General features: G+C 39.9%; 16 protein-coding genes. All 16 read left to right on the forward strand.

The window, feature by feature from the left end; all coding sequences use genetic code 11:
• Window positions 1-19 precede the first annotated feature (19 nt).
• The 16 genes from infB to RE409_RS09075 all read left to right on the forward strand — a co-directional run bounded on the left by infB (window position 20) and on the right by RE409_RS09075 (window position 17,815).
• Window positions 20-2,176, forward strand: a complete 2,157-nt coding sequence (gene infB, locus RE409_RS09000) for a translation initiation factor IF-2 (RefSeq protein ID WP_201181401.1) — start codon at window positions 20-22, stop codon at window positions 2,174-2,176.
• Window positions 2,173-2,454, forward strand: coding sequence for a DUF503 domain-containing protein (locus tag RE409_RS09005; protein WP_053345363.1), 282 nt, complete (start codon window positions 2,173-2,175; stop codon window positions 2,452-2,454). Before infB ends, RE409_RS09005 begins: the two co-directional genes overlap by 4 nt.
• A gap of 17 nt (window positions 2,455-2,471) precedes the next feature.
• A complete protein-coding gene (rbfA, locus tag RE409_RS09010; protein WP_053345364.1) occupies window positions 2,472-2,837 on the forward strand; it encodes a 30S ribosome-binding factor RbfA in 366 nt (121 codons plus the stop codon).
• Window positions 2,838-3,016: 179 nt separating this feature from the next.
• Window positions 3,017-3,937: a tRNA pseudouridine(55) synthase TruB gene (truB, locus tag RE409_RS09015; RefSeq protein ID WP_053345365.1), complete on the forward strand. Its 921-nt coding sequence runs from the start codon at window positions 3,017-3,019 to the stop codon at window positions 3,935-3,937.
• Between the two features lie 33 nt (window positions 3,938-3,970).
• Window positions 3,971-4,921, forward strand: a complete 951-nt coding sequence (ribF, locus tag RE409_RS09020) for a bifunctional riboflavin kinase/FAD synthetase (RefSeq protein WP_201249804.1) — start codon at window positions 3,971-3,973, stop codon at window positions 4,919-4,921.
• A gap of 146 nt (window positions 4,922-5,067) precedes the next feature.
• Window positions 5,068-5,337: a 30S ribosomal protein S15 gene (gene rpsO / locus RE409_RS09025; protein WP_053345367.1), complete on the forward strand. Its 270-nt coding sequence runs from the start codon at window positions 5,068-5,070 to the stop codon at window positions 5,335-5,337.
• Window positions 5,338-5,656: 319 nt separating this feature from the next.
• Window positions 5,657-7,774, forward strand: coding sequence for a polyribonucleotide nucleotidyltransferase (pnp, locus tag RE409_RS09030; RefSeq protein ID WP_201249803.1), 2,118 nt, complete (start codon window positions 5,657-5,659; stop codon window positions 7,772-7,774).
• A gap of 155 nt (window positions 7,775-7,929) precedes the next feature.
• Complete coding sequence (locus RE409_RS09035; RefSeq protein ID WP_201221378.1) at window positions 7,930-8,889, forward strand: polysaccharide deacetylase family protein; 960 nt, start codon at window positions 7,930-7,932, stop codon at window positions 8,887-8,889.
• A gap of 46 nt (window positions 8,890-8,935) precedes the next feature.
• On the forward strand, window positions 8,936-10,162 hold the full coding sequence (locus RE409_RS09040; protein ID WP_053345370.1) for a M16 family metallopeptidase: 1,227 nt from the start codon (window positions 8,936-8,938) through the stop codon (window positions 10,160-10,162).
• A gap of 171 nt (window positions 10,163-10,333) precedes the next feature.
• Window positions 10,334-10,603, forward strand: coding sequence for a YlmC/YmxH family sporulation protein (locus RE409_RS09045; protein ID WP_053345371.1), 270 nt, complete (start codon window positions 10,334-10,336; stop codon window positions 10,601-10,603).
• 230 nt (window positions 10,604-10,833) lie between these two features.
• Window positions 10,834-11,736 (forward strand): dipicolinic acid synthetase subunit A, encoded by a 903-nt coding sequence (gene dpaA / locus RE409_RS09050; protein WP_309558833.1) that lies wholly within the window; start codon window positions 10,834-10,836, stop codon window positions 11,734-11,736.
• Complete coding sequence (locus RE409_RS09055; protein WP_053345373.1) at window positions 11,733-12,335, forward strand: dipicolinate synthase subunit B; 603 nt, start codon at window positions 11,733-11,735, stop codon at window positions 12,333-12,335. The genes dpaA and RE409_RS09055 overlap by 4 nt, the downstream gene beginning before the upstream one ends.
• Window positions 12,336-12,529: 194 nt before the next feature.
• The gene (gene asd / locus RE409_RS09060) at window positions 12,530-13,585 is read left to right on the forward strand and encodes an aspartate-semialdehyde dehydrogenase (protein ID WP_053345374.1); all 1,056 of its coding nucleotides are present in this window, start codon (window positions 12,530-12,532) and stop codon (window positions 13,583-13,585) included.
• A 98-nt stretch (window positions 13,586-13,683) separates the two neighbouring features.
• Window positions 13,684-14,907 (forward strand): aspartate kinase, encoded by a 1,224-nt coding sequence (dapG, locus tag RE409_RS09065; protein ID WP_053345375.1) that lies wholly within the window; start codon window positions 13,684-13,686, stop codon window positions 14,905-14,907.
• Between the two features lie 36 nt (window positions 14,908-14,943).
• Window positions 14,944-15,813 carry a 4-hydroxy-tetrahydrodipicolinate synthase gene (gene dapA, locus RE409_RS09070; RefSeq protein ID WP_053345376.1) on the forward strand — a complete coding sequence of 290 codons (870 nt, stop codon included), beginning with the start codon at window positions 14,944-14,946 and terminating at the stop codon, window positions 15,811-15,813.
• A 331-nt stretch (window positions 15,814-16,144) separates the two neighbouring features.
• Window positions 16,145-17,815 (forward strand): ribonuclease J, encoded by a 1,671-nt coding sequence (locus tag RE409_RS09075; RefSeq protein WP_201181394.1) that lies wholly within the window; start codon window positions 16,145-16,147, stop codon window positions 17,813-17,815.
• Window positions 17,816-17,848 lie beyond the last annotated feature (33 nt).

The following is a 17,848-nucleotide window of genomic DNA, read 5'->3' on the forward strand; positions in this document are numbered from 1 at the left end:
ATTTTACGGGGGTGAACGTATGACAAAATTGCGTGTATATGAATATGCAAAACAAAAGAACGTTTCAAGCAAGGAAGTAATAACTAAACTTAAAGAAATGAATATAGAGGTAACAAACCATATGACAGCATTAGACGATTCAACTGTAAATAAATTAAACGATTCAATTAAGCCTAAAAGCGAAGATAAAAGCCCAGCTACTGAACCAAAAGCTAACGCTACGGTTGCAAAATACGAAGCTGAAGCAGATGAGAAGAGTACAGTTAATAAAGAAAAGCTAAAGAAAAAACCTCCCGTTAAACCTGTAGGTACGAAAAAACCAGCAGGACAGTTTAGTAGAGGTAGAAATAACCGAAATAAAAATAATAAACAAAGACAACAAGCACCACAGGCTCCTGTTACTAAACGTAAAGAAAGAGAACTTCCAGAGAAAATTACGTTTTATGAGTCTTTGACTGTTATGGAACTTGGTAAAAAACTTCACCGTGAACCGTCTGAAATCATTAAAAAGCTTTTCATGCTTGGTGTGATGGCTACAATTAACCAAACATTAGATAAAGATGCTATAGAATTAATCTGTACAGAATACGGTGTATTGGCTGAAGAAGAGATTCGGGTTGATCTAACTGACCTTGAGTCATTAGTGACTGAAGATGCTTCTGAAGATTTGATCGAACGTCCGGCTGTTGTAACGATCATGGGACACGTTGACCATGGTAAAACGACATTGCTTGATTCTATTCGTCATACTAAAGTAACTGAAGGCGAAGCAGGCGGAATCACTCAGCATATCGGTGCTTATCAAGTTAAAGTTAACGACAAAAAAATTACATTCCTTGATACACCAGGACATGCTGCGTTTACAACAATGCGTGCTCGTGGAGCTCAGGTTACAGATATCACAATCCTAGTTGTAGCAGCGGATGATGGTGTTATGCCTCAAACGGTTGAAGCGATTAACCATGCTAAAGCAGCAGAGGTTCCAATTATCGTCGCTGTTAATAAAATGGATAAAGAAGCCGCTAATCCAGACCGCGTTATGCAAGAATTGACAGAGCACGGTTTAGTTTCTGAAGCATGGGGCGGAGATACAATTTTCGTACCTATTTCAGCTAAAAATGGCGAAGGAATCGATAGCTTGTTGGAAATGATTCTACTAGTTAGTGAAGTAGAAGAATATAAAGCAAATCCAACTCGTAAAGCAAACGGAACGGTTATCGAAGCACGTTTGGATAAAGGGCGCGGCTCTGTAGCAACATTGCTTGTTCAAAACGGAACGTTGAAAGTCGGAGATCCAATCGTTATTGGTAATACATTCGGCCGCGTTCGTGCAATGCTTAATGACCTTGGCCGTCGTGTTAAGGATGCAGGTCCTTCTACACCGGTTGAAATCACAGGTTTGAATGAAGTTCCACAGGCTGGGGACCGTTTCATCGTCTTTGAAGATGAAAAAACTGCCCGTCAAGTTGGGGAAGTTCGTGCGCAAAGACAGCTTGCTTCACAACGTAATGAAAAATCTCGTGTAACGCTTGATACATTGTTCGAGCAAATGAAAGAAGGGGAAATTAAAGAATTGAACATCATCTTAAAAGCGGATGTTCAAGGTTCTGCTGAAGCAGTTGCCGCTTCCCTGAATAAAATAGAAGTAGAAGGCGCAAAAGTGAAAATTATTCACACTGGCGTCGGGGCTATTACAGAGTCTGACATTATCCTAGCTACGGCTTCTAATGCAATCGTCATCGGATTTAACGTCCGTCCTGATGTGAATGCGAAGCGTGCGGCTGAATCAGAAAATGTTGATGTCCGCCTTCACCGTATCATTTATAAAGCTATCGAAGAGATCGAGTCGGCTATGAAAGGGATGCTTGACCCTGAATTTGAAGAAAAAATTATTGGTCAGGCTGAAGTTCGTACGACTTTCAAAGTATCTAAAGTTGGTACGATCGCTGGTTCTTATGTTACAGAAGGAAAAATCACACGTGATAGCGGCATTCGCTTAATTCGTGAAGGTGTCGTCATTTACGAAGGTGAAATTGATGCATTGAAACGTTTTAAAGATGATGTAAAAGAAGTGGCAACGAACTATGAGTGCGGTATTACCATTAAAAATTACAATGACCTTAAAGAAGGCGACGTAATTGAAGCTTATGTAATGGAAGAGATAGAGCGTAAATGATCGTTGGCTCTGTCCAATGTGAGTGCATCATCTATGACACCCATTCTTTGAAAGAAAAACGAGCCGTTTTGCAGCGTGTTATGACACGGCTTAAACAGAAGTTCAATATATCGGTAGCAGAAACGGATTTTCAGGATCTATGGCAACGAACAAAGATTTCTATCGTAACCGTTTCATCTTCAAGGAAGGCTACTGAGAGAGAACTTCAAAATGCCCTTAAATTTCTAGATTCTTTTCCGGAAATAGAGCGAACAATAACAGATATAGACTGGCTTTAGGCTAGCGAGGTGATATTATGAGCCTTCGTGCAAATCGTGTTGGCGAACAAATGAAAAAAGAGCTGAGTGAAATTATCGGCCGAAAAATTAAAGATCCAAGAATCGGATTTGTAACAGTAACAGATGTTGACGTTACAGGCGATCTACAACAGGCAACTGTTTATATTTCCGTGTTGGGTGATCAGGAACAACGGGAAAAAACTCTTCAAGGCCTTGCAAAGGCAAAAGGATTTATGCGTTCAGAAATTGGGCAAAGAATCCGTCTTCGCAAAACCCCGGAACTGTTTTTTGAATTTGATGAATCGGTTGATTACGGAAATCGAATCGAATCGTTAATTTCACAAATCAATTCAGAGGAAAAACCGGCTGGAAAAGACGAATAATAAGCAAGCAGAAAAGGAGGTCGACTCAATAAGTGCTTTGCACTTCTTGGGGTCGATCTCTTTTTTTTGAAATGACAGGAAAGCGTAGCAAAAAGTAAAAGACACCTTTCGAATTTAAGTTCATATTGTTTGTGCAAGCTGACAGAGGTGCTTCCACTTTTAGAAAATGAGGTGAAAGTGTGAACGGTATTCTACCATTATGGAAACCAAAGGGATTGACATCCCATGATTGTGTTTTTAAATTAAGGAAGATATTAAAAACAAAAAAGGTTGGGCATACAGGCACTTTAGATCCTGATGTCACAGGGGTTTTACCGATTTGTATCGGTAGGGCAACAAAAGTCGCCGAATATTTGACAGAGGCAGGTAAAGCGTATGAAGGGGAAGTGACCCTTGGTTTTTCAACGACAACGGAAGATGCAAGCGGCGATAAGGTAGCTGAAAAAAGGATTACTCAAGTGATTCAGCGTGAACAAATTCTTGAAGTTTTAGAATCATTAACAGGAAAAATTGAACAGACTCCGCCGATGTTTTCAGCTGTTAAGGTAAACGGGAAAAAGTTATATGAATACGCTCGGGCCGGAATCGAAGTGGAGCGACCGACACGGGAGGTTACCATTTACGAAATCACCCTTCTCGATGAACGTTCTGAATTCAAAGGAGAAACCATTTCTTTCCGTTTTCGTGTTAAGTGCAGTAAAGGAACATATATTAGAACGCTTGCTGTCATGATAGGTGAAAAATTGGGATTTCCAGCACATATGTCAGACCTAACGCGGATTGAATCAGCTGGTTTTAAGCTTGAAGACTGTCTGACATTCGCTGAGGTGGAAGCATTCATGGAAACCGGACAAACAGATGAGTTTCTGCTGCCCTTAGAGCGAGGATTATTTCATTTGCCCAAAATTCAGATTAGTGATAAAGTAGCAAAGAAAGTACTTAACGGTGCGGTATTGGAACAGGCTAAGGATGTTGTTGTTGAGAAAGGTCAGCCTTTTGTAATGGTTGATCCATCTGATAAGGCTATTGCCATTTATCAAATACATCCGACAAAAGAGGGATTAATTAAACCTGTAAAAGTTTTGGCACAAGAATTATAGACCGTTTTGCCGTCGGAAAGAGGAGATTGAAAGGTGAAAGTGATCGCAATAGAGCATCCTCATCAATTTAATTCGGATGATTTTCCGGAGCTTGTAATGGCGCTTGGATTTTTTGATGGCATACATAAAGGGCATCAAATTGTTATTCAAACTGCCAAGCAAAAAGCCGATGAAATGAATCTTAAGTCAGCAGTTATGACATTTGACCCACATCCTTCCGCAGTATTGGGGAGGAAAACGGAAAATATTCGCTATATTACACCACTCGAAGATAAAATAGATATCATAGAATCGATGGAGATAGATTATCTGTTTATCGTTCATTTCAGCAAGGAATTTGCTTCGGTGTTGCCGGAACAGTTCGTTGACGAATATATTGTCGGGCTGAATGTCCGTCACGTTGTAGCCGGCTTTGACTATTCATATGGCCGCTACGGTCAAGGATCGATGGAAGATTTGCCTGTATACGCACGAGGAAGGTTTACGCAGACGGTTGTTGCGAAACAAACACTTGAAGATGAAAAGGTAAGTTCGACCAGAATCAGAGAAACACTTAGTAACGGTAACTTTTCCGACTTTTATCATTTGGCAGGCCGCCGTTATTTAACGAAAGGGCATGTCGTTCATGGTGAAAAACGAGGCAGGAAGTTGGGTTTCCCCACTGCTAATATTGAAGTGAGTGACGATTATATATTCCCAGCTGCTGGGGTATATGCTGTCAAGATTAATATAAGCGGCCAATGGTATAATGGGGTTTGTAATGTCGGTTATAAACCTACGTTCCATGAAGAAAAGCCGAAATATCCAACCGTAGAGGTTCATGCTTTGGAGTTCTCGGGTGATATTTATGGCAATCAAGTTTCGGTAGAATGGCATACTAGGCTGAGAAGTGAGCAGAAATTTTCTGGACTTGAAGCGTTAGTCGCACAGATTGAAACTGATAAGCAAAATGCGCTAGCTTATTTTTCAAAACTGAAAGTATAAACGGTTAACAATAGACAATACTTGCAATTTTAATGAAAAACATGTATTCTATTGTATGTATGAAAATAACCATTGCTTGGCTAGTCGAGACTCCGACGCTGGCTCGGTAATAGGTGATTTTACAGAATTTTAGGAGGAATAATAACATGGCTATTACACAAGTACGCAAAAACGAACTTATCGCTGAGTTCAGAACTCACGATACTGACACTGGATCTCCAGAAGTTCAAATCGCAGTATTAACAGAAGAAATCAACAACTTGAACGGACACTTACGCACACACAAAAAAGACCACCATTCACGTCGCGGTCTTCTTAAAATGGTAGGTAAACGTCGTAATCTTTTAACTTACCTACGTAACAAAGACGTTACTCGTTACCGTACACTAATTAACAAATTAGGTCTACGTAGATAATTTTTTCAGGAAGGCGGGAAATTTCCCGCTTTTTTGATGTTAATCAAATGATTTGGACGTGTTCTATTTTTAGGCTAAGCCTTCGTCCTTGGGACTCGGCAGGAGCCGGGTCTTTTTCTATTTATAAATGATTAGGATATACATAATTGAATGAATGAAAATTTTATTCATTTTACTGTTAATGCTTGTTTTTTTCGTGCATAATAGGAATAGTTTGGTTTTAACTTGAGTTCAGTTACTTTCACATATAATGATTTAATCCAATACAGGTTTAGGTAAACTAAGCCTCTAAGTGAAGATTCAGAGAGGGGTTTAATAAATGGGACAGGAAAAACATACGTATTCATTTGACTGGGCCGGCCGTAATGTAACGGTAGAGATTGGCCAATTGGCCAAACAAGCGAACGGAGCAGTTTTAGTCCGTTATGGAGAAACAGCTGTATTAAGTACAGCAACAGCTTCAAAGGAACCTAGAAATGTCGACTTCTTCCCTTTGACAGTCAACTACGAAGAAAGACTGTATGCAGTCGGTAAAATTCCAGGTGGCTTCATCAAACGTGAAGGCAGACCGAGTGAAAGAGCAATTTTAGCAAGCCGACTAATTGACCGTCCAATCCGTCCGCTATTTGCAGATGGCTTCCGGAACGATGTTCAAATTATCAGTATGGTTATGAGTGTTGATCAAGATTGTTCTTCTGAAATGGCAGCGATGCTTGGTTCATCCCTTGCACTTTCAGTTTCCGATATTCCGTTTGAAGGTCCAATTGCTGGAGTTGTAGTCGGAAGAATTAATAATGAATTCATTATTAACCCTACTGTTGACCAACTTGCAAAAAGCGACATTAACTTGACAGTTGCCGGTACGAAAGATGCTATCAACATGGTTGAAGCTGGAGCAAATGAAGTACCAGAAGAAACTATGCTTGAAGCAATTATGTTTGGTCATGACGAAATCAAGAAGGTTATTGCATTCCAAGAGAAAATTGTTGCTGAAATCGGCAAGGAAAAGCTACAAATCTCTCTATACCAAGTGGATGCAGATCTAGAAGCAGAAGTAAAAGGTCATTGTGAATCAGACCTTAACAAAGCTGTACAAGTTCAGGAAAAACATGCTCGTGAAGATGCTATTAAAGAAGTAAAAGATCGCGTGTTGGCTCATTATGAAGAAGAAACTGATGAAGCTAAACTAAAACAAATCAAAGAAATCCTAAATAAATTGGTTAAATCAGAAGTCCGTCGTTTAATTACGGAAGAAAAGGTACGTCCAGATGGCCGTAACCCGGATGAGATTAGACCATTATCATCTGAAGTAACTATTCTGCCTCGTACACACGGTTCTGGTTTGTTCACACGTGGACAAACTCAAGCACTTTCTATCTGTACATTAGGTGCCCTTGGCGATGTACAGATTTTGGACGGTCTTGGAACCGAAGAGTCGAAACGTTTCATGCATCATTATAACTTCCCTCATTTCAGTGTTGGTGAAACAGGCCCGATTCGTGGTGCAGGACGTCGTGAAATCGGACATGGTGCACTTGGTGAAAGAGCATTAGAACCGGTTATACCGAATGATAAAGACTTCCCTTATACAATTAGACTTGTGTCTGAAGTTCTTGAATCTAATGGCTCAACATCGCAAGCAAGTATCTGTGCAAGTACGCTAGCAATGATGGATGCTGGTGTTCCGTTGAAAGCTCCAGTTGCAGGTATTGCAATGGGTCTTGTTAAAACAGGTGAGCACTACACGATCTTAACAGATATTCAAGGCATGGAAGATCATCTAGGAGACATGGACTTTAAAGTTGCTGGAACGTCAAAAGGTGTTACAGCCCTTCAAATGGATATTAAAATTGAGGGTCTTTCAAGAGAAATTCTTGAAGAAGCATTACTTCAAGCTAAACATGGCCGGATGCACATTTTGGAATCAATGATGGCAACAATCAATCAACCGCGTGAGCAATTATCCAAATATGCTCCGAAAATCGTTACAATGTCTATTAATCCAGACAAAATCCGCGATGTCATTGGACCGAGCGGTAAACATATCAATAAAATCATTGAAGAAACTGGCGTAAAAATTGACATCGAACAAGATGGAACGGTATTCATTTCTTCTACAGATGAAGCAATGATTCAAAAAGCGAAGAAAATTATCGAAGATATCGTGCGTGAAGTCGTTGTAGGCGAACTATACTTAGGTAAAGTTAAACGTATTGAAAAATTCGGAGCGTTCGTTGAAATCTTCAATGGTAAAGATGGTTTGGTCCATATTTCTGAACTGGCTGAAGAAAGAGTCGGTAAAGTGGAAGATGTCGTTTCACTTGGCGATGAGCTATTAGTTAAAGTTACTGAGATTGATAAGCAAGGAAGGGTTAACCTTTCCCGTAAAGCGGTCCTTAAAGAACAAAAAGAGGCAGCTAATCCTTCTCAGTCATAATAGAAATAAAAATTCGGCATGCGGTTCCTAGTGAATCTGCATGCTTTTTTGTTTTAAAGGATTCATCGTTATATATGGAAATTCGCAATAAAAGTATGTAATGTTCTACCTTGTCCGTTTTCTTCATACATTTTTGTATGAAGGGGGCGTAAAAAATGAATAATAAATGGAAGCAGATAGTTGCGATAAGTGCCATTGCAGGTATATCATGGTTATTAGTGCAAAATCCATATACACATATTTATTTGACCCAATTAACAGATCATTCAGTTGCGTCAATGAAGCAGGAAGATGAGCTTCTTTTACAAATAAAAGAATCAACAAAAAAATATGAGATTGCACCACAGGATGCACGAATAGATTCGGTTTGGAAAACCGTTCCTGCATATAATGGCCTAAAGGTAAATATTGATGATTCGTATAAAGCTATGAAGAAGGAGGGCGGATTCGATAAGGATAAACTGGTATATCAACAAGTTCCAGCAAAGATTCATTTAAACGATCTCGACCCGGCTCCGATTTACCGGGCCCATCCGGAAAAGCCAGTGGTATCATTTTTAATCAATGTGGCCTGGGGTAATGAATACTTACAGGATATGTTGGCTGTGTTAAAAAAACATAATGTCAAGGCAACATTTTTCCTTGAAGGTAATTGGACTAAGAAGAACCCAGAATTGGCGAAGATGATTAAGGGTGGAGGACACGAAATCGGAAACCACTCCTATTCACATCCGAATATGCAAAATATTTCCTCTCAGGCTACACGTGAGGAAATTCGTAAAACGAATGAAGTCATTGAAGCGGTGACAGGTGTGAAGATGAAATGGTTCGCCCCTCCAAGCGGAAGCTACCGAGACGAAACGGTAAAAATCGCGGATTCTCTCGGTTTAAAGACAGTTATGTGGAGTGTGGATACGATTGACTGGCAAAAACCAAGTCCTGAAGTACTTCAACAGAGGGTGCTTTCTAAGGTTCACCCGGGAGCATTTATTTTAATGCATCCTACAGAATCTACCGCGAAATCATTGGAAACGTTAATTATTAATATAGAAAAGAAAGACTTAGATGTTGTTACCGTTTCAGAAGCAGTAGATGAAGAGCGGTTGAATCCATAACGTTATGGTTACGAAAGCAGCATAGAATGATTGGGAGGAATGTTAGTTGATTAAGAAATACACTTGTCAAAATGGAGTAAGAATTGTATTAGAAAATATTCCAACAGTACGTTCAGCAGCAATTGGAGTATGGATCAAAACAGGTTCACGAAATGAAACACCAGAATTGAATGGGGTTTCCCATTTCCTTGAACATATGTTTTTCAAAGGAACAACTACGAGGAATGCACGTGAAATTGCCGAGTCGTTTGACAGTATTGGCGGACAAGTGAATGCATTTACTTCAAAAGAGTACACATGCTATTATGCAAAAGTTATGGATAACCATGCTAGCTATGCGCTTGAAATCCTTGCTGATATGTTCTTCAACTCCACTTTTGATGAGGAAGAATTGAAAAAAGAAAAAAATGTCGTCTACGAAGAGATTAAAATGTATGAAGATACACCTGATGATATTGTCCATGATCTCTTAAGCAAGGCGGTATACGAAAATCATCCCCTTGGCTATCCAATACTAGGTACGGAAAGTACACTTGAAACATTCAATAGTGAGACATTAAAGAAATATGTTCACGATATGTACACGCCTGATAAAGTCGTCGTTTCCATTGCAGGAAATGTGGATGAAAAATTAATTCAAGAAGTCGAAAGCTACTTTGGCTCGTACCAAGGAGGGGAAGAGCGTCTTGAATTGGTGAAGCCGGCATTCCATGAAAATAGGATCACGCGTAAAAAAGAAACTGAGCAAGCCCATCTTTGCCTTGGTTTTAAAGGGTTAGAAATTGGTAATGACAAAACATACAGCTTGATTACCTTGAATAATATTCTTGGTGGAAGCATGAGTAGCCGTCTATTCCAGGACGTTAGGGAACAACGCGGTCTTGCATATTCTGTCTACTCTTACCATTCCAGCTACCAGGATACAGGTTTGGTGACAGTGTATGGAGGGACAGGCACAAGTCAGCTTGATAGTTTGTATGAAACCATTCAGGAAACACTGGATACACTAAAAAAAGACGGTATCACGGAAAAGGAATTGCGCAATAGTAAAGAGCAACTTAAAGGAAGCTTAATGCTAAGCCTTGAAAGCACGAACAGCCGCATGAGCCGTAACGGGAAAAATGAGCTTATGCTGGGTGAGCACCGCTCTCTTGATGATATCATTATCAAGATTGATGAAGTGACAGAGAATAGCGTCAATGAAATGGCAAACCAAATCTTCAAGGAACATTCCTTGTCATTGGTGAGCCCGCTGGAAAATTGGGACAAATAAAAATTCACAAGCCTGAACTTCTGTTTATTATATAGAAGAGCAGGCTTTTTTTTTAAAAGCTTTTGAAAATACAAGGACCTTTCGGTAAGTACAATTTTTAGATAAATGCCTTCTAAGTTCACCTTTTTCGGATATAGATTGAATAGAAGGTGAAAAAAGGGGGAGCTTGTATTGAGATTGAGTGAATTAAGTGGTAAAGAAATTGTTGATGTGAACAGAGCGGAGAGATTAGGTGTTCTTGGTCAGACGGATTTGGAAGTAGATGAAACTGGACAAATTACCACGTTGATTATTCCTTCAGTTAAGTGGTTCGGACTCTTAAGAAATGGCAGTGAAATTCGCGTCCCATGGGAGCATATTAAAAAAATAGGAACGGATATGCTCATCATCGATTTTCAGGAGGGACTTCCCATTAAAGATGGCGAGCATATGGACGGATAAACCAATTTATAGCATGGATGGTTACTATTGAAACTATTCATCAATATAATAAACGCCTTAGCAGGCATTTGCTAAGGCGTTTTTGCTTTTCTTATCACCGTTTTTTAAGTAAAAACATAAGATGGCATGGTAACTAGAGAATGTAGCAAAAACCGAATTGCTTCTTGAGGAATATTTACCAAGAGGCGAGGGATGTTAGGATCTTTTATATAAAGAAGGTGACGGTTTTAATGCTCACAGGCATGCAAATCGCTGTAATTGGTGGAGATGCGCGTCAACTTGAAGTTGTCCGTAAACTGACAGAACTTGATGCAAAGCTACTATTAGTAGGTTTTGAACAGCTCGACCATGCTTTTACAGGAGCGGTTAAGGAAAAAATGGAGGATATAAATTTTAATGAATTAGATTCGGTTATTTTACCAGTCCGAGGTACTGATACAAATGGTAAGGTGGAAACGATTTTTTCCAGTGAAGAAGTTGTTTTGAGCGAAGAAATGATAAAAAAGACCCCAGCCCATTGCGTTTTTTATTCAGGGATTAGTAATGATTATCTTGATGGAATATTTAAGAAAGCGGACCGCAAACTCGTACTACTATTTGAACGTGATGATGTGGCTATTTACAATTCGATTCCTACTGTTGAAGGAGCAATCATGATGGCCATTCAGCATACGGATTTCACAATCCATGGCTCGAATGTATCTGTTCTCGGACTGGGTAGGGTTGGTATGAGTGTAGCTCGGTCATTCCAAGCCCTTGGAGCAAAGGTAAAGGTTGGAGCAAGAAAAAGCGAAGATATTGCGAGGATTTGTGAAATGGCGTTAACCCCCTTTCATTTAAATGATATTGCTTCAGAAATGAAAAATGTTGATATATGTATTAATACGATCCCTTTTCCGATTATTACGGCCAAAGTAATTGCAAACATGCCCGTCCATACATTAATTATCGACCTTGCTTCAAAACCGGGGGGGACGGATTTTCGTTATGCTGAAAAAAGGGGAATAAAGGCACTTTTGGCTCCGAGTCTACCGGGGATAGTTGCCCCAAAAACAGCGGGTCAGATCTTAGCGAATGCACTTGGGCTTTTGATCCAAGGTGAGTTCATGAAAAGGAAGGGGAAAAAAATATGAGTCTCCAAGGAAAACGGATTGGTTTCGGATTAACAGGGTCGCATTGCACATACGATGAAGTGTTTCCGGAAATAGAAAAGATTGTAAATGAAGGGGCGGAAGTAATACCAATAGTAACATCGACAGTTCAAAACACGGAAACCCGCTTCGGAAAGGGCGAGGACTGGGTTGAAAGAATCGAAAAATTGACGGGGAATCGTGTCGTTGATACAATCGTCAAAGCAGAGCCTTTAGGACCTAAATTACCGCTCGACTGTATGGTAATTGCTCCTTTGACAGGTAATTCAATGAGTAAAATGGCTAATGCTCTTACCGATTCGCCTGTACTTATGGCTGCAAAAGCAACGATGAGAAATCACCGTCCTGTTGTGGTCGCCATATCAACAAATGATGCGCTTGGATTAAATGGTGTCAATTTAATGAGGCTAATGGCCGCAAAAGATATTTATTTTGTTCCTTACGGCCAGGATAACCCCATTGGTAAACCAAGTTCCATGGTTGCCAGGATGAGCATGATTCGGGATACAATCATTGCAGCTATAGAGAGAGAGCAAATTCAACCAGTTATTGTCGAAAGGTTTAAGGATGATTTAAACTGATCATGCGCTCTAAGTAAGCTCCTAGTTCCTAAAAACTGTAATATATGCATAACTTTGTAGCGGTAGATGCAGAATATTTTGTTAAAGTGCGACCCTTTGGAATGTTAATGTGATAAAATAAATGATATTCTGAACAAGAAGAAGTAAATCTAACAACCAACTAACTTTTAGAGATAGAAAAGGAGTATTGACAAATGACTGAGACACAGGGATTGCATATTGCAGTTGTGGGAGCAACTGGAGCTGTAGGACAACAAATGATTTCAACACTTGAACAACGGGACCTACCGATTAAGAAAATCATCTTTTTATCATCGGCTCGTTCCGCAGGAATCAAACTTTCATTTAAGGGCGAAGAAATCGAAGTGCAGGAAGCAAAACCTGAAAGCTTTGAAGGTGTCGATATCGCTTTATTCAGTGCTGGAGGAAGCGTGTCTAAGGAATTGGCACCAGAAGCAGTGAAACGCGGAGCAATAGTAGTAGACAATACGAGCGCATTCCGTATGGATGAAAATGTGCCGCTTGTCGTACCGGAAGTAAATGAAGAAGACTTAAAACAGCATAATGGGATCATTGCCAACCCGAATTGTTCAACTATCCAAATGGTTGTGGCATTAGAACCTATCCGCCAGACTTATGGCTTATCAAAAGTTGTTGTTTCTACTTATCAGGCTGTTTCTGGTGCAGGAGTTGCAGCAATAAACGAATTAAAAGAACAAGCTCGCGACTTGCTGGATGAGAAAGAAATCAATCCGAAAATTTTACCGGTAAAAGGAGATGAAAAGCATTACCAAATCGCTTTTAATGTCATTCCCCAAATCGATAAATTCCAGGATAATGGATTCACTTTTGAAGAAATGAAAATGATTAATGAAACAAAGAAAATTATGCACATGGAAGAACTTCCTGTAGCCGCAACATGTGTAAGGCTTCCTGTTGTAACAGGTCATTCAGAGTCTGTTTATATTGAAGTTGAAAAAGAAGGCATATCTGCTTCTCAAATCAAAGATTTGATGAAAACAGCACCTGGAATTGTATTAGAAGATGAGCCGGAACAACAAGTTTATCCAACACCTGCTTCATCTGTCGGAAAGAATGATGTATTCGTTGGACGGATTCGCAAAGATTTAGATGAAGATAAAGGCTTCCATTTATGGGTGGTTTCCGATAATCTATTAAAAGGAGCAGCTTGGAACTCTGTTCAAATCGCTGAAAGCCTTTTAAAATTAGGTTTGGTAACAGTTAAGTAAGAAATTATATATTCTTAAAGAACTGAACAATACATGATAGAGAGTTTTTGTCAGCTTCCCGAACCGGGAAGCTGGCTTATATTTGGGGTGTATGGATTATGAAAATTATCGTCCAGAAATACGGAGGAACATCTGTCCGTGATGAGGAAAGCCGTTCATTTGCCAGGGGGCATATTGAAAAGGCAATCAAAGAAGGCTACAAAGTGGTGGTTGTGGTTTCAGCCATGGGAAGAAAAGGCGATCCCTATGCAACAGATACCTTACTATCTCTAGTAAATGGAGCGAAAGCCAGCCTTTCAAAACGAGAACAGGATTTACTTTTGTCAGTAGGAGAAACGATATCTTCTGTCGTATTTACGAACATGCTGTTAGAACATGGTATTAATGCCGTGGCTTATACAGGGGCTCAGGCGGGATTTTTGACTAATTCCGACTATTCTAGTGCCAAAATAATGGAAATGAAATGTGACCGTCTCGTGAAAGAACTGGAATTGAAGGACGTTGTCGTTGTTGCAGGATTCCAGGGTGCAGCTAAAAACGGAGACATTACGACTATTGGCCGTGGCGGAAGCGACACATCAGCTGCAGCATTAGGTGCGGCTTTACAAGCTGAAAGGGTCGATATTTTTACGGATGTGGAAGGAATAATGACTGCCGATCCACGTATTGCCGAGCAAGCTCGTCCATTATCAGTCGTTTCTTATACAGAAGTTTGCAACATGGCTTATCAAGGTGCCAAGGTCATTCATCCCCGTGCTGTTGAAATTGCCATGCAGGCAAAAGTTCCGATCAGGATCCGTTCAACATACAGTGATGGATTAGGAACACTTGTCACAGGTGTAAATAAGGGAAGCCAGGGTAGTGACATACGGGAAAGACTAGTTACAGGAATAGCTCACGTTTCTAAAATAACCCAAATTAAAGTACGAGCGAAAAAAGACCAATATAATTTACAAGCAGAAGTTTTTAAAGCGATGGCCAATGCCTCCATTTCCGTTGACTTTATCAATATTTATCCAAATGGCGTTGTTTATACGGTTTCGGAGGAGATGACAGAACTTGCTCTTTCTATTTTGGCCGAGCTTGGTCATGAACCTGTAATTGAGCGGAATTGTGCTAAAGTTTCTGTAGTCGGTGCAGGCATCAACGGAGTGCCAGGCGTTGCAGCGAAGATTGTCACAGCGCTTTCTGAGAAAGAAATTGCTATTCTTCAATCTGCTGACAGCCATACGACTATTTGGGTTTTAGTAAAAGAAGAAGATTTAGTAGAAGCTGTTAATTCACTTCATTATGCATTTCATTTGCATGAAAGTGAAGCATAATAAGCATACAAGTTTTATTAATTAAAGAGGTGTTATATGATGATATTTGGTAGAGTATCAACGGCAATGGTCACCCCTTTCGATAGCAAGGGAAATGTTGATTTTCAAAAAACGACTTCATTGGTCAATTACTTATTAACGAATGGAACGGATTCACTTGTGCTTTCGGGCACAACTGGGGAGTCTCCAACTTTATCTTCGGAGGAAAAAATCGCCTTATTGCGTCATGTTTCGAAGGTTGTAGAAAAACGGGTACCCGTCATCATGGGTACGGGAAGCAACAATACGTATGCTTCTATTGAGTTGACAAAAAAGGCAGAACAAAACGGTGCAGATGCGATCATGCTTGTGGCTCCGTATTATAATAAAACGAATCAAGAAGGTCTTTACCAACATTTTAAAGTAATTGCAGAAAGTACGACGCTACCTGTAATGGTATATAACATCCCAGGTCGTGCTTCTGTTAATATTGAACCGGAAACAATTATCCGTCTTTCGAAAATTCCCAATATCGTAGCAGTAAAAGAAGCGAGCGGGGATTTAAACGCGATGACTCAAATCATTGCTGAAACGGATGATGATTTTGCGTTATACAGCGGGGATGACGCATTAACGCTGCCAGTACTAGCGATTGGCGGAGCAGGAGTAGTTTCAGTTGCTTCCCATATTGCCGGTAATGAATTACAAAAAATAATAGAAGCTTTTATCGGCGGGAATACGGCCGAGGCGGCCAGGCTACATCAGGAGCTGTTGCCACTTATTAAAAGCTTGTTTGCAGCGCCTAGCCCTGCCCCAGTTAAAACAGCTCTTCAGTTATTTGGAATTGACGTAGGTTCAGTCAGGCTACCAATCGTGCCATTGACTGAACAAGAGCGCCTATCTTTAGCCTCCGTATTAAAAAAATAAATAGTTTCTGAACAAGCTGATCGATTTATGATTGGCTTGTTTTTACATAAAGATGTATTTGTTTGGAAAATAAAGACGATTTTCTTTCCAGTTATAGGATAAAAGTTTATACTTTTAATTATCTTTCGATTAGAAAAGGATAAAAGTCATGTGTTCACCCTTAGTACAGGGAATGGATGCCTTCTACATAAATGCAGGACTATTTTTAAAATAGGAAATAAAGTAAAAAAATTCCTTAGAAAATGGTATGTGTTGTCATGTTTTTTGAACATCGGTTATAATGAAATCATTGGGAAATTATGAACGGCGATTTTTTAAGGAGGATATTCGATTGGGTAAAGATAAAAATAATGGAATAAAAGTTATTTCTCTTGGAGGACAAGGGGAACTTGGTAAAAATATGTACGTCATTGAGGTAAATGAAGACCTCTACCTTCTTGATGCAGGATTAATGCTGCCAGAAGAAGAAATGTTGGGAATTGATGCGGTAATTCCTGACATTTCTTATTTGATGGATAATAAAGAACGGGTACAGGGTATTTTCATTACCCATGGTCATGAAGACCATATGGGTGCGCTTGCTTATGTATTAAAATATTTACCGGTACCTGTTTACGGTACAAAGCTTACACTTGCTTTAATCAAAACAAAATTAAAGGAAGACGGCTTTAATGGCAGGGCAACATTTACTGAGATCGATTCAGATTCTCTTTTAAGTTTCCCTCAAGCAGCCGTGTCCTTTTTCAGGACAAACCATAGTATTCCCGATTCTGTCGGAATTGTAATCCATACGCGTGATGGAGCCATCGTCTATACAGGGGATTTCAAATTTGATCAAGCTGCAACCGATCTTTATAAACCAGAAATCGGTAAAATGGCAAGTATTGGAGAAGAGGGTGTCCTTTGCTTGCTATCTGATAGCACAGGCGCGGAAAGACCGGGTTATACGCCATCTGAAGCAGTTGTGTCAAGGGATATTACAGAAGCCTTCCATGCAGCTTCTGGAAGAATTATTGTTGCTTGCTTTGCTTCAAATATTAATCGAATTCAGCATGTCTTCAATGCAGCGGCGGCTAGTCGAAGGAAAGTGGCTGTTGTGGGTAAAAGCTTGCAACGTGTCTATGAAACAGCCTTAAATCTTGGATACTTAAAGGTCGAGGAAGAGCTGATTATCCCGGTCAATGAAATTAACAAGTATAATGATCGTGAAATCGTTGTATTATCGACTGGGCATCAAGGAGAGCCTATTGCAGCGCTTCAAAAAATGGCGAAACAAACTCATAAGCAGGTAACGATTAAAAAGGGAGATACAGTCTTGATAAGTGCATCCCCCTTACAGGGCGGCGAACTTATTTTATCGAAAACGGTCGACCTACTTTACCGGGTAGGTGCAGAGGTAGTATCTGCTAGTAAATATAAAGTGCACGTAACGGGTCATGGCAGTCAAGAAGAACTGAAAATGATGATTAACTTGATGAATCCTAAATTCCTTATCCCAGTACACGGAGAATACCGTCATTTATATGCCCATCAAAAAGTAGGAATTGCTGCAGGGATAAAACGGGAAAATATCGTGATTGCTGAAAAAGGTGATGTCATCGAATTAAAAGGTGACAAAATGGGCCTCTCCGGCAAAGTCACTGCAGGAAATATCTTAATTGACGGGAGCGGTGTTGGAGATGTGGGTAATATCGTACTCCGTGATCGTCGCTTGTTATCACAGGATGGCATTTTAATCGTCGTTGTCACATTGAACCGTCAAGATAAAAGTATTGCAGCTGGCCCGGAAATCATTTCACGAGGTTTCGTATATGTACGTGAATCAGAAAAAATGATTGGGGAAGCTACTGAGATTGTAAGTGAAATCGTGAAGAAAAATGGATCGCGCCAACCTTTCGATTGGTCTACTCTGAAACAGGAAATGCGTGATGCCTTAAATCAATTCTTCTATGAAAAAACGAAACGCCGTCCAATGATTTTACCAATAATCATGGAGTATTAAGTAAAAAAAACCTGACGAATTATTGTCAGGTTT

Origin of the sequence: Peribacillus sp. R9-11, from assembly GCF_031345095.1 — a bacterium.
GTDB lineage: Bacteria > Bacillota > Bacilli > Bacillales > DSM-1321 > Peribacillus > Peribacillus butanolivorans.